Origin of the sequence: Sphingobacterium siyangense, from assembly GCF_023277505.1 — a bacterium.
Classification (GTDB): domain Bacteria; phylum Bacteroidota; class Bacteroidia; order Sphingobacteriales; family Sphingobacteriaceae; genus Sphingobacterium; species Sphingobacterium siyangense.
In genome coordinates this window covers 3761659-3775902 of sequence record NZ_CP080574.1, presented here as the reverse complement: position 1 = coordinate 3775902, position 14244 = coordinate 3761659, and the positions used below count along the sequence as shown (strand labels likewise).

Below are 14244 nucleotides of genomic sequence, written 5' to 3'. Positions count from 1 at the left end.
AATGGAGTCATCTTATCCTTGATAACTCCGGTGAATTATTTGGATTTTTTGACTGTTTCCTTAACAGTTGTTTTAGGATGTTTATCCGCGTAAGTTTTTGTTACGAATTGTCCAGTTCCTGCGTCGCGGTGCACTGATGTTTTCTTTGCCATTTTTATATACCTCCTTTCTGTTTTATTTACGGTATACAAGTCTAATTATGTGCCAATTGAAAAATATTTGTTTTTATCTTGTTTTAATCATTAATTATATCAATATTTGATTTTTAACTATCAAATATTGATATGAAAATACTTATTTCGTGGGTGGCAGCTATGCATGATTTTCAACAAGAGAATAATGAGAGAGGTAACAAAGTGAATTTAAATGGGCCAACGTTTAATTTTCATAGAGAATTTTATAATCATGATAGACATATTATATTATGCCGGGGTAAAGGGGAGGAACCCGACCCAAAAACTGAAGTACTTAGCACGGAATTAAGAAAGGAGTTTGTCAATCATGATGTTCAGGTCTATTATATCGATGTTCTAGATGTTATTGATATTGAGGAGATAAGAAGTAAAGTTGAGCACTACCTTTTGGAGAATCATATAGATGATGATATCGATATTTTCTTTTCGCCGGGAACCTCTGCTATGCAAATATCCTGGTACTTAATTAATGAATCGTCAGCATTTAATACTTCTCTATATCAAGTAAGACCAGGGAAGCATACTAAGAATGGTAAACCAGAATTGCTGCAAATAGCTACGGAAAAGTCAACTATTCCATTGAGCAGCTTAATGAAAGAGAGGGCTTTGGGCAAATATTTTGAAGACTATAAGATCACAGAATCATTGGAGCCTATTTATGAAAAAGCCAAAATGATTGCGGCGGCAGATTCGGTTACGTCGTTAATTTATGGGGAAAGTGGCGTCGGAAAAGAACATTTAGCAAACTTCATCCATCAAGAGTCTGCTCGTTCTGGGAAACCTTTCGTTGCTGTAAATTGCTCTGCGTTAACGGATGAATTGCTGTCTTCGCAGTTATTTGGTCATAAAAAGGGGGCTTTTACAGGAGCTATTGAAGATAAAATAGGTTTGTTTGAAGAGGCTAAAGGAGGTACAATCTTTTTGGATGAAATAGGTGATATTTCTCCTTTCATGCAACAGTCATTACTTAGGGTTATTCAAGAGAAAAAAATATTAGACGTAGGTTCGAGTAAGGAAAAGAAGATAGATGTTCGAATTATAGCTGCTACGAATAAAGATTTACCATCTTTATGTGCCGATGGTCGTTTTCGTTGGGACCTTTATTATCGATTAACCGTAACTGAGTTATCATTACCATCCTTAAGAGAGCGAAAAGAGGACGAAAGAAAGGAGTTGATTGATTTCTTTATTAAAACTAAGAAAAAAATCTTTAAAAGATCGAAACAGTTGTTAGTGGATAAAGACGTTTATCAATCGTTGCTGAACTATCAATTTCCCGGAAACGTCCGTGAATTGGAAAATGTTATCGAAAGTTTCTACGTTTATAATGGAGAAAATGTTGGGATAGATTCAGTGCCAAATAGAATTTTAGAGCCGAAAGAAGAAAATAGGCTAGATTTGGCTTCCGTTGAAAGAAGACATATTGCTAATGTTTTAAAGATGACAAAAAGCAATGCTGAAGCAGCCAGACTACTAGGTATTACTGTCAATACTTTGAGGTCAAAAATAGTTAGGTGATTGGGTTAGAACGCAGGCATATGTCCAATAGGTTATTTTTCCAGTGCCAAAATGCAGATAAACCTAGTTTTTATAGATGAGATTTATAAAGTTTTTATGAGATAATGATATGTTAGTTAAAGAACTAAATGAACTGGGTAGACATCTTCACGTACAGCCTGTCAATTACAAATATTATGATGCATCAACCGCAGAGATTGTGCTTAACGAGGGTGGTTTACAGTTTTCGCATGCGAGCGTATTTAACGACCCATTTGACTGTAATGTCGCTTTATTTGAATTTGGAGAGGAAGAGGTGGAGAGATATGCTAAAGATCTTATTAAGCGCGAAAAGGGGAGCAACTATCAAGAGCGATTTAGGTTATATAAAAATTTTCAATCTAGGCTTAAGTCCAACACTACGCAATTTATGGAACAGTGTTTTATCAATGAGAATGCTGATAGAGGTGTAACATGCTTTTCCAAATGCTGCGATAAAATGCTTATGTGGGCACATTATGGTGCAAGTCATAAAGGTATATGTATTGGCTACAACCTATTAGCTTTACGAGATCATATTGCTGCGATAAATCCAGAGTCATGTGTTATTGCGGTAAGCTATAAAGATGAAATTACCAAGATAAAAGATTTTAGGGGCATAGATAGTGTTATGGCTTGGTTTGGTACCAAACATTCAGTATGGAGTTATGAGCAAGAAATTAGGCTAATTGCTAGGCCTCTTGCTTTTAAAAATAAAAGATTCTATTATAAGTTGCCTAACAGTATTATTAGCGAAGTTATTTTTGGGGCTTCTGTAGATCCTGTTTTACGAGAGAGGTTAATTAATGTTTTAAAAATACATTTTCCACATGTCAGAATGTATGACATTATGCCAGATTATAACAAATTTCAATTGTCTAAAAAAGAAATCGTATTTTAATTTCAGTATATTTGTTTTCAACCGACAGATCAATTAAGTAGAAAATATGGCCGTATCTAATTTCCAATTTTTAGAACTAGAATATCCCTTGCTTTTTAATTTGGCGCAAGCCGCCGAATACAATCTATATCAAGATCCAGCGACATCTTTATTCAAGCTGCGGCAATATGGAGAATACATGGCCAAGCAGATTTTTGAGACCTATGGAATTGATCTGCCGGATGATACAAAATTTCAAAATCTGATTTATAACCTGCGGAGTCAGGGTATTCTACCTTCAAACGTAATAGACCATTTTACAATACTTCGCAAGCAGGGTAATGATGCAGTACATGAATATATAGGAACCACTGCAGATGCGACCTCATCTCTTTTTTCTGCATTTAAACTAGGAAAATGGTTTTACGAATCCTATTCTGTAAAGAATATGGACATTTCTACAGTAAGATTTGGTACACCGAAGGATTTAGATGCTAGACACGCATTGCATATCCTTGAACAGGAAAATAAGGTTTTAAAGGATCAATATGAGCAGGCGATAGCCCAGCAAAAAATGGTCAGTGCAGAACAACGGTCGACGTTTACGGCGCGTGCCAAACAGTCTGCATCCAAACTTGATATGGACGAATCCGAGACCAGAGAGCTTATCGATCTAAATTTGCGTAAGATAGGATGGGAAGCAGATACCAAATTACTGAATGCTAAAATCCATAAGACACAACCTGAAAGAGGGCGTAATATGGCTATTGCTGAGTGGCCAGTTAAAGGTGGCTATGCAGACTATGCACTATTCATAGGGACAAGTTTATATGGTGTCGTTGAAGCCAAAAAATATGGTCAGGATATATCGACCAATCTTGATCAAAGTAAGCGCTATGCAATGAATGTTGTTCCGCAAACAGGGGTCGAGCTATTGGGCGACTGGAATGGCTTTCGAGTACCATTTCTATATTCAACCAATGGTCGCGAATATCTTCAACAGATTGCTACCAAAAGTGGTGTATGGTTTCTTGATATCCGTGAGAAGTATAATAATTCTCGCTCCATCAAAGGATTCCATAGCCCAGCGGATCTGCAAAAAAAGTTTGAGCAAGATATAGCACTCGCCAATAAGAAATTAGAAGATAATTCATTGGATTTTCTTCAGCTCAAGACAGGATTGGGTTTGAGAGATTATCAGATTAAAGCAATTCAAGCTGTCGAAGATATTATTATCCATCATCCCCAGATCAACCGGGCATTATTGGCCATGGCAACCGGTACTGGTAAGACACGTACAGTTATCGGGTTGGCTTATCGCTTAATCCAGACCAATCGCTTTAAACGTATCTTATTTTTGGTAGACCGCACCCTGCTGGCTACACAGGCACTCGACGGTTTTAAAGATTACAAGGTTGAAGATTTGAAAAGTTTCAGCGACTATTACCACATTGATGGGCTAAAGCATGTATGGCCCGATATCGATAGCCGTATCCACTTTGCTACTGTACAGAGCATGGTCAAAAGACTCTATTCCAATGAGAGTGATGAAAAAGCACTCAGTATAGATACATATGACTGTATTATCGTCGACGAAGCACATCGGGGCTATTTACTGGATAAGGAAATGGACGATGAAGAGATTTACTTCAAAGACCAAGATGATTATGTCAGCAAGTACCGTCAAGTGTTGGATTATTTTGATGCTTTTGCAGTTGGTTTAACAGCTACACCAGCGCTTCATACGAAAGAAATTTTTAATAAACCTATCTATAACTATAGTTTACGAGAAGCCGTATTAGATGGTTACCTAGTTGATCAAGACCCACCAATCAAGATCAAGACCCAACTGTCAGAAGAAGGAATTGTATGGGAGAAAGGCGAAAAACCTACTGTCTACGACAAGGAAGGTAATCAGATTGTTGAACTTGATGAGTTGAGTGACGAACTCAAATTCGATATCTCAGGATTCAATAAACGTGTTATTACCGAAAACTTTAACCGTACAGTACTTCGAGAACTTGTCAATCATATTGATCCCGATGGCGACGCCAAAACCCTTATCTTTGCGGCTACAGACCATCATGCAGATATGATTGTCAAAATTCTGAAAGAAGAGTTTGCCGCTGTAGGGATACCTGTACCTGATGACGCTATCGTAAAAATCACAGGTATCATTGATAAGCCTGAAGAGAAGGTCAAACGGTATAAAAACGAGAAATACCCAAATATTGCTGTTACAGTAGATTTATTGACCACAGGGATTGATGTACCTAAGATTGCTAATCTCGTATTTATGCGTCGCGTTCGGTCACGTATCTTATACGATCAAATGATCGGTCGTGCCACCCGTCTCTGTCCGGAGATAAACAAGGAAAGTTTTCGTGTTTTTGATGCGGTCAATCTGTATGAGGGTATCAAAGATTACACCGATATGAAACCGTTGGTTGTCAATCCTTCGGTTGATTTCAGTACATTGAACAGCGAATTTGCAGCTATACAAACCGATGAACGGGCCGCTGTGCAGGTTGATCAGATCATTGCGAAGTTGCAACGCAAAAAGCGAACCGCAGGCCTAGATGCTGAAATGATCAAATACTTTACCGGAGCCGATACATTGGACGAATTTATTCAGCACCTTCGCGAGAAAGACATTACAGAGCAGGTGAAAATGCTGACTGAAAAAACGGAGCTCTGGAAGTATTTAGACGAGTACAGGCAAGCACCAGCTCATCAGTTTTACTCCAATCATGCTGATGTACTTCGTGAGGTAAGTACCGGATATGGGGAGATGGATAAACCAGAAGATTATATCGAAGGATTCAGACGTTATCTAGAAGAAAATCAAAATGAGATAGCTGCACTTAAATTGATTGCCACATCTCCAACGCAATTAAAACGTGCCGACCTCAAGGAACTAAGCTTATTGCTTGATACCAAGGGCTATAATCTTCGCACCCTACATGATGCATGGAAAAATGCAAAAAGACAAGATGTGGCTGCCGATATTATTGCCTATATTCGTACTCTTATGCTAGGATCTGTACTTGAAAGCCGAGAAGATCGTGTCAGAAAAGCCTTTCTACGGCTGTACCAGGAACAAAACTGGACCGTGCCGCAGAAGAGTTTGCTCCAGCGAATTGAAAAGCAGATGATTGCCGAAGGCATTGTGACTGTAGAAGATCTGGACAAGCAGCCCTTTGATGAGATAGGTGGATTTGAACGGATCAATAAAAGGTTTGAAAATCATCTGCCTGATATTCTGCAGAAGATCAACACTTATATGTATAATGGAAATCAAACAGCTTAATTGAAATGTCTAAAACTAATGTACCTGATACCATACTAGTGGTTTTATCAATAGCAAATAGAGATTATTTTTCGTTTGTAACAGGGTGTTAATGTCATTTTAAAGTGGTGGAATCTCACCACTTTAAAGGTTGAAAATGTAAAACAAAAACTTATAAAACTCAATAAAATAGCTATTCAACAAATAAGCATATTGCAAAACGTGGAGGACCGCAATTTATTGAAATAGATACAATAACAAATCATGAGCGCTGAAGAAATCGCACAGAAACTTTGGAACCTCTGTAACGTCCTACGTGATGACGGAGTTACCTATCACCAATATTTAAATGAATTGACTTATATTCTTTTTCTCAAACTTTCCGAAGTTCGGAAATTTGACAACGAGATACCAGAAGAGTACCGCTGGAACAAGTTTAAGTCGATCAAAGATAATAAAGAATTATACGACACCTATCGGGAGCTCTTAGCTACAATATCTGCAAAGACGCAAAACGCAACGATTAAAGAGATCTATACCAATGCAAGCAGTATGCTGCGTAAGCCTGTTAACTTACGTACCTTGGTTACAGCTATAGACGGTATTGACTGGTTTGAAGATACCGAGAAAGATCAGATTGCAACGATCTATGAAGAACTTTTAGAGAAAAATGCCAACGAGAAAAAATCTGGCGCTGGGCAATATTTCACGCCACGGCCGTTGATCAATGTGATGGTCGATCTGTTGGTGCCCAAAATTGGCGAACGTTGGAACGACCCTGCTGCGGGAACATTTGGTTTTATGATCGCAGCAGACCACTATCTTAAAGAGAAGACCGATAGCTATTTTACATTGGGCGAGAAGGAGCTTCACTTTCAGAAGTATGAAGCCTTTACTGGCTGTGAACTCGTACAAGATGCCCATCGTTTAGCATTAATGAATGCCAAACTACATGGTATAGAGTCCCCGATTGCTTTGGCGGACACACTGAGCCAAGAAGGAGAGGCTTTCAACAATTACGATGGTGTACTGGCCAATCCGCCCTTTGGTACCAAAAAAGGAGGGGAGCGACCTACCCGTACAGACTTGACCTTTTTAAGCTCCAACAAGCAGCTGAATTTTTTACAACACATTTACCGCTCATTGAAAAAAGACGGTAAAGCACGTGCGGCAGTTGTGCTACCAGACAACGTGCTATTTGAAGACGGTGACGGTTTGAAAATCCGTCGTGACCTGATGGACAAGTGTAATCTACATACCATCCTGCGTTTACCTACAGGAATCTTTTACGCGGCAGGTGTCAAGACGAATGTATTATTTTTTACACGTGGCAATACAGAAACCGGCAACACCAAAAACGTATGGGTCTATGATATGCGTACCAATGCGCCGAGCTTTGGTAAGCGCACACCATTTACCCGTACAGCCTTTGCCGATTTTGTAAAAGCATACACTGGAGGGATTTCTATTGATGAAGTCAAAGAAAACTGGCAAGGTGATATCGATGAGACTAAGCGTGCAGAAATTGCCAAAGACGATAACCGTTGGCAGGTATTCAGCCGTGAAGCCATTGCTGCCAAAGGGGACTCGTTAGATATTGGCTTAATAGCCGATAGCTCATTAAGTAGTGGAGATGATCTCGGAGAGCCTATTGATATCGCCCGTGAAGCGTTATTGGAACTGGATGCTATTACCAAGGAGTTGAATGATTTGATAAAGGAGTTGAATTGATGGAAAAGGTGTTACCTAAGGGGTGGGTAGAGACGGAGTTGGGAAGCTTTGCATACTTAAAAAATGGTTATGCTTATAAAACAACACAATTTAAAGATTCTGGTATACCAATTTTAAAGATTTCAAATATAACAAAGGATGGCAAAGTGGATATTTCTAATCCACAATATGTTGACGAAAGCTTAATTAATGAAGCTTTTTTGGTGAAATCTGGCGATATTGTGATAGCCATGTCAGGAGCAACTACGGGTAAATTTGGTGTATATAATTCTAATGACTTATTACTGCAAAATCAACGTGTGGGCAATATCAAGCTTCAAAAAGATAGCTTAGGTAGTAAAAAATTTTTGTACTATTTGATAGCTTCATTAAGAAAAGAAATAGAAGATCGGGCATATGGGGGAGCTCAGCCAAATATATCTTCAACATTAATTGAGAATATACAAATCCCTCTACCGCCATTAGCAGAACAAGAACGTATAGTCGCTAAATTAGATAAACTTTTTGCACAGCACGAAAAGATGAAAACGGTGTTGGACCGCATTCCACAATTGCTTAAAGATTTCCGTCAGCAGGTATTGACACAGGCCGTTTCTGGAAAACTTACAGAGTCATGGCGTAGAGGAAAAAAATTGGGAGATTGGCAGGAACGGCTGATGAAGAATATTACTACTAAACTCGGTAGCGGATCGACTCCACGTGGCGGAAGTACAACATATCTTTCTGAAGGAATTCCACTTGTTCGGTCGATGAATATCGTTTTTGGAGGAATAAAATCGGATGGTCTAGCTTTTATCAACGATGCTCAAGCTACCGCACTAAAAAGTGTAGAAATTCAATTTGAAGATATCCTGTTAAATATAACAGGCGCCTCAATTGGTCGTTTGTGTTTAGCTGATAAAACCGTCACTGGAGGCAGAGTGAATCAGCATGTTTTTATTATTCGTTCTAATAGAGAAATTGTCAACCCTAAGTTTCTAGAATGTTGTTTACGATCCAATATAGTTCAAAGTTTTATAGAAGAGATAAAGTATGGAGCGGGAATGGAAGCTATATCTAAAACTCAAATTGAAAATCTAAAAATTAATGTTCCTACACTTCAAGAACAACAAGAAATAGTCTGTCGAGTAGAAAGCCTGTTTGCTAAAGCTGATTTAATTGAATCACATTATCAAACGTTAAAAGCAAAAGTTGATGCCTTGCCGCAAGCTATCTTGCACAAAGCCTTCAAGGGTGAACTAGTTCCACAGCTGCCTACCGATGGCGATGCGAACGATTTGTTAGCTGAGATTGTTAGGCTAAAAGGAGAAGTTAAACCTAAGATAGCAAGGAAGAAACATAGGGTAGAATGATAAAGTTAATATTCAATGTATTGGATAAAGGGTGTATGGAAGGAGTTATATACCAGGTATTAGGTTGATTACATTAAAGATGGAGCTCATCTAAGCTTTGATAAGTACTCCTACAATTTACCTGAAAAGGTAGACTTCACCGTATTCTTGCTCATACCAAGAATGCGGGCGATTGTTTTTATTCCGCTACCGCTCTGGTACAATCTGATTAATTGCTTTATCTGACTCATTAGTTTTGGTTTTCTCTTGCTGGTACTGATACTAAATCTAAGTCAAGAAATGTCAATTCTAAATGAGATGGAATTAAGTGTAAATTTTTAATTCCACCAACATTTTCAATTATTGCGTCTCGTATGTCAAAATCATCATCTCTCGAAGATGCACCCCTATTCATACCGAGAACGTCTGCTATTGTTGCACTATCCTTTAACTGCTCCCATTTGTCTAAGGTTATAAATGAAAGGGTTGCATTAGTTTGGGGATCAAGGTCAATTACGAGAACTTTTTTATCATGTTCTGTTGCGAGAATAGTTGCTATCTCGACTACTGATGTTGTTTTCCCAACACCACTTTTCATGTTAATAAAAGAAATTGTTGTTATGATTAATAATTATATCTTTTAATCTTTAATATTTTGGTTATGAATTTTTGCGTTAAATGTAATTAACTAAGGGGCACTGAGGAAGGTGGCTCACATATGGCTGTTTTATTTTAATTAGAGTTTTGAAATAATCAGTGGGTATAAAAACTTCTTTTATATTATTATGGATTCAATCCCTCAGGTATTGCAAGCTCTTCAATTACATCCTGTCTCACGCAATTTTTAATATAAAAATAAAAAGTTGAGTCAATAATTTTAATAGACGCGGTACTATTATCATAATCAAATATTGGTGGTGAAATTCCTTTTGTAATTTGACTTGAAACTAGATTTTTAAGAAAATATCCCATATCAGAGGGCCTAACATCATCTGGACGGTGATGAATTTCTTTTATTTTATCTTGTAAAGGTTTTCGCTTTAGCCCCTGAATGATAGTATCTATATTTTCTGTAAAAAGAATCTTGATAAAATAATAAGGTATATATAAAGGGGTTTCTTGAGACGAGCGAGCCTTTTGCTCAATAAAACTTTCCAAACACCTGACATGTCGACTTGAATAATCATCCAATTTCTTTTGGATAGCAGAATCAACATGTTCTTTTGTAATTTCTACTGAAGCTCCTTGAGTACCGTTTACGCCAGCTGAATAGCAAGACTCTTTGCAAATTTCTTGGAAAACACCGACACTATCAAAGCAACTATCTATAATATAATCTACAACTGAATCAAAATCTGTATTCAATAACGGTCGCCCTTCCTCAACAATTCTTTTCAAATCATCTCTTTCCCAAGGTTCAACTGGCACCTCTATAACTCGATCGAGCAAATCACCATTAAACTGGGCTAATCTGTTTTTTTCTCTCCAAATACCAAGAATTATAAAAAGAATATTATAATCCTCAAAAATTCTCAAGTCGATAGATAATTGCTTCTGGGTATCTTCATTTAAATAATGAAAATTTTCCAATATTATTCTTTTTTTGAAACTTATACTTTTCAATAGTTCTGACAGATCTTGAGCTAAAGCCAAATTAAAATCAATTATCCTGAAAGACTGGCCGGATTCTTTTTCTCCTGAAATCGAGGCTGATGTTTCAGCGTCGCCGCCGCCGAAAAAGGGAATTCGTATTTTAGCTTTTAAACCAACTGTAGCTTCTCCACCAACTGTTGTCGATACTTCTTTAGTTTCGAGGATATCTATTTGAAGTTGTCTTGCAATTGAGTTATAAATGTCTAAAACTGTGGAAGTTGGTGAGCAGTTAACTTTAACGTATTGGTCTTCAGTCAAATGTTTATTAGTTAGCGATGTTTTCCCTTGTTTTGATGCCCCATAAATAATTATATGTTTATTTTTCTGAAGTCCCTTTGTAAATAGCTCATCGACTTGGGGTCTTTCTATGTATGTATCAATCAATTTATTGGATACGCCATAGACTTCATTTGTTAGTCTCATTTATTTCTTTTAATTAGTATTAAAGTTAAGTTGAAAAAAGTTAAAGATAGAGTATACTATTATTGTTTATTCTGCTTATTTCCTTCCGCTTTAGTCTCTGCATCAACAACTACAATCTCAACGACTACATTTTCCATCAACTTTGAGTCCGTACCATCAGCTTTTTTCTTCGGTACCTTTTTATATTGAATTACGATTTGCTCATCAATAGGAATTCCGTTAGGAAAAAAATCATCCAAGCTTTTCAAACCAAATACTTTCTTTAATATTCCCATATGGCGAAGGTTATACTTTTCAGGTTGGTCGAGGGATTCGCATTTACCTACAAATTTTACAGCAAACCCCATTTTGTCGCTCAATGCTTCTTGTGACCAGCCTTTTTTGTCACGTAGAATTTTGATATTGCACATCAATTCGTACTCTATTCGAAATATAGCTTTTGTTTGATAAATTTCAATCATTTAAATAAATTATACGACCATATATTTGGTCGTCTTAAACATTATGTGTATATTTGTGTACCCAATCAAGGATTGGTTATAAAATAGTTAACTAACTCCGCCTAGGTGGAGAGTGAGTTGAACGAGCCTCTGAATCCAAAAACTAGCAACTTTAAATTCAAAGCGAGGTAGCAGGTTTAACCCACGTCTAAAGATATTGTGTATATTTACGCAGTCTTTAGGCAGGGCCTGTTGATTACCGCTTTGAGGGCTGCTAGTCCCTGGATTCAGGTATGAGACAGATAACCCTGCCTTCTGCATTTTAGGTCGTTCACATAAAAACCAAAACGATTATGAGAACGAAACGAACAAACACCACCCATCACCCGCATTCGATCAGAGATCGGATGTCGAGGTATTCCCGCAAATCATTTTTAAAGAACATATTCCGCGCACCTGAATAGGTTGCGTCCAATCAAAAACAGGCTGTAAAGAGCAATAAAAAGGGGAGGTCTTGACTTTCCTTATAACGAAAAGACAGCTGAACCCGGTTCAGTTTAATTTCCCTCTTGATATGCCTGTCACCGACCTATACATATATATAATTGCATAAAAGGTAATATTGGCCAATGTTACAGCTTGATTTAATATTTGCACCTTAAAATTAAGCAAATTTTCATTGAGTCCAAACTTTTTACCCGTAGTTTTTATTGCAAGACGATATTGCTGTAGGTCGGTTTTTACTTCTTTCCGGCAGGGAGCGCCATAATTAACCCTATATATGCCTTGAAATTGTATCTCGGCGCTTTTCGGACTTTTAACCTTATTTGTCCATTTGGCATAGGTCGCATTTGACCTGTGCAAAGACAAGCCATTTTAACGCGAAAAAATCGCGAAGGGGGAAGCTATGCCTTTATTTAAGCTAGTAACTCGGGTTTGTCATACTTGATGAAACTAAATTATGAACCAACAAGCAAACAACATGCTACCTTTTGAGCTAGCATGTTATGAAATATACGACATTGGATACGATCCATTAAATACCATTCGGGAGTTCTGGTCCCAAAATACAATAAATGACTGTCAGGAAAGCCTATGCGCACTCTTTGAAAACTATAGAAAGTGTACGGTACAGGAAGATGCTATTGATGTAAAGCAGATGCATACCTTTTTGATGAAAGTGTGCCGTGTGCTGATGGCTTATTTCCTAGTGCATTTTCGTAAGATCGAAATGGATGCGGTACCATTTTCCTTCGCAGAACCTGCAGAAGCGATAATCGCCGATCTGGAAGCCAAGCAAAATATCCACAGTTTCTTTAATAGAATTTCAGAATAATATCTAATCCATAAGCAGATGATAAAAAGATCTAATCTATGCACTGCCTTATTGGATAAGGTAGTCAATATTCCAGTTATACAGATTACACTACTTGTAATCTTATTCATACTAGTTTTTCAATCCTATTTAACTTGTTTTTTAAAGGCATTGAAGAATACAACAATGCTTTTTACTTGCATTGCTGTATTTCATATGTTTAGTTTATCGGCTCAGACGCCCCGCAAGGACAGCGGGGCCAATGGGCCAACTCCTTTGCAGATCGGTGATACTATACCCGAATCACTTTGGAGTACGCCTTTGCAGGTTGTAAACCACTCCGATGGTAAGAAAGTCATTTCTTTAAATGACTACAGAGGAAGGCTCATTATCTTGGACTTCTGGGCGACTTGGTGTAGCCCTTGTGTAGCAGCCCTTCCAAAATTGCAAAAGCTACAGGCCGCTTTCAGCGACCAAATAGCGATAGTTCCCATTACCTTTCAAAAGGAACAGATTGTAAATACCTTTATAAAGCGTAATGAAATTGGTAAGAAGCTGAACTTCTCACTTGTCACCGGTGACACATTGCTTTCCACCGTTTTCCCGCATCAATTACTTTCACACTTGGTGTGGATTGATAAAAAGGGAATACTTAGGGCAACCACATGGTCTGAATATGCCAATGCTGCAAACATTAGTATGGTATTGGAAGGCAAAGTGCTAAACTGGACAATGAAAAATGACATGCTCCAATTTAATAAGGACATGCCGCTGCTCACATCTACAGAAAACGGGGCTCCCGTACCATCGAAAATCTATTACACGATGTTTTCAGGGCATCTGAATGGTGTGAACCCAACTGTGGGTACATCTAGGGACAGCATAGCCAAATCAGTCCGCAAATACTTTATCAATGTAGGGCTGGTAAATCTTTGTGTGATTGCATGGGGAAAATCCATACCCGAACTATCTGCAAAGCAATATGTATATCCGACCGCTAAAAAAAGTATGTACGTACGGCCTGAAGCTGTTTATAGTGAGGACTGGAATAGGGAAAATACCTATTGTTACGAGGCGGTGATGCCCGAACATACAAGCTCTGCAGATTTTAACGATATGCTGGCGCAAGACCTTAAACGCTATTTTGGCATAGCGGGATATTTAAATAGGACCAATATGCAATGCCTTGTCATCCGTTCTACAAAAACCGCTAGAAATAGCAATAAGGTCGGTATCAAATTATCTGACCTAATTTGGACCTTCAATAATACGATTTCTTCAGTTCCACTGATTGTGGATGAAACGAATGATCCTACGAAGCTAGTTTCTTCGTCGATTATGCAGTGTAAAGATCTCATAAGTTTGCGTACATCGCTTGAAGCCGAGGGATATGCTTGTATGCTGGAAGATCGGGAGATAGAAACATTTACCATTCATAAAATCCGATAAGCC

The 14244-nt window shown here is 37.9% G+C and carries 11 protein-coding genes; 7 read left to right on the top strand and 4 right to left on the bottom strand.

The window, feature by feature from the left end; all coding sequences use genetic code 11:
* Positions 1-284 precede the first annotated feature (284 nt).
* The 5 genes from K2F45_RS15705 to K2F45_RS15685 all read left to right on the top strand — a co-directional run bounded on the left by K2F45_RS15705 (position 285) and on the right by K2F45_RS15685 (position 8982).
* Entirely contained in the window at positions 285-1712 is a 1428-nt protein-coding gene (locus tag K2F45_RS15705) for a sigma 54-interacting transcriptional regulator (RefSeq protein WP_248931824.1), read from the top strand.
* A gap of 109 nt (positions 1713-1821) precedes the next feature.
* The gene (locus tag K2F45_RS15700; RefSeq protein WP_248931823.1) at positions 1822-2631 is read left to right on the top strand and encodes a DUF2971 domain-containing protein; all 810 of its coding nucleotides are present in this window, start codon (positions 1822-1824) and stop codon (positions 2629-2631) included.
* Positions 2632-2677: 46 nt separating this feature from the next.
* On the top strand, positions 2678-5920 hold the full coding sequence (hsdR, locus tag K2F45_RS15695) for a type I restriction-modification system endonuclease (RefSeq protein ID WP_248931822.1): 3243 nt from the start codon (positions 2678-2680) through the stop codon (positions 5918-5920).
* A 243-nt stretch (positions 5921-6163) separates the two neighbouring features.
* Complete coding sequence (locus tag K2F45_RS15690; RefSeq protein WP_248931821.1) at positions 6164-7630, top strand: type I restriction-modification system subunit M; 1467 nt, start codon at positions 6164-6166, stop codon at positions 7628-7630.
* Positions 7630-8982, top strand: a complete 1353-nt coding sequence (locus K2F45_RS15685) for a restriction endonuclease subunit S (protein ID WP_248931820.1) — start codon at positions 7630-7632, stop codon at positions 8980-8982. Before K2F45_RS15690 ends, K2F45_RS15685 begins: the two co-directional genes overlap by 1 nt.
* A 110-nt stretch (positions 8983-9092) precedes the next feature.
* Here the strand turns inward: K2F45_RS15685 and K2F45_RS15680 are convergent, their stop codons facing one another.
* The 4 genes from K2F45_RS15680 to K2F45_RS15665 all read right to left on the bottom strand — a co-directional run bounded on the left by K2F45_RS15680 (position 9093) and on the right by K2F45_RS15665 (position 11498).
* Entirely contained in the window at positions 9093-9212 is a 120-nt protein-coding gene (locus tag K2F45_RS15680) for a helix-turn-helix domain-containing protein (RefSeq protein WP_248931819.1), read from the bottom strand.
* Entirely contained in the window at positions 9212-9574 is a 363-nt protein-coding gene (locus K2F45_RS15675) for a ParA family protein (RefSeq protein ID WP_276521470.1), read from the bottom strand. The genes K2F45_RS15680 and K2F45_RS15675 overlap by 1 nt, the downstream gene beginning before the upstream one ends.
* 170 nt (positions 9575-9744) lie before the next feature.
* A complete protein-coding gene (locus K2F45_RS15670; RefSeq protein ID WP_248931817.1) occupies positions 9745-11037 on the bottom strand; it encodes a hypothetical protein in 1293 nt (430 codons plus the stop codon).
* Positions 11038-11096: 59 nt separating this feature from the next.
* On the bottom strand, positions 11097-11498 hold the full coding sequence (locus tag K2F45_RS15665) for a helix-turn-helix domain-containing protein (RefSeq protein WP_248931816.1): 402 nt from the start codon (positions 11496-11498) through the stop codon (positions 11097-11099).
* 940 nt (positions 11499-12438) lie between these two features.
* Here K2F45_RS15665 and K2F45_RS15660 point away from each other — a divergent pair.
* Together K2F45_RS15660 and K2F45_RS15655 are read left to right on the top strand one after the other, a co-directional pair.
* Positions 12439-12813: a hypothetical protein gene (locus K2F45_RS15660; protein WP_248931815.1), complete on the top strand. Its 375-nt coding sequence runs from the start codon at positions 12439-12441 to the stop codon at positions 12811-12813.
* 18 nt (positions 12814-12831) lie between these two features.
* Positions 12832-14241, top strand: a complete 1410-nt coding sequence (locus K2F45_RS15655) for a TlpA family protein disulfide reductase (protein ID WP_248931814.1) — start codon at positions 12832-12834, stop codon at positions 14239-14241.
* Positions 14242-14244 lie beyond the last annotated feature (3 nt).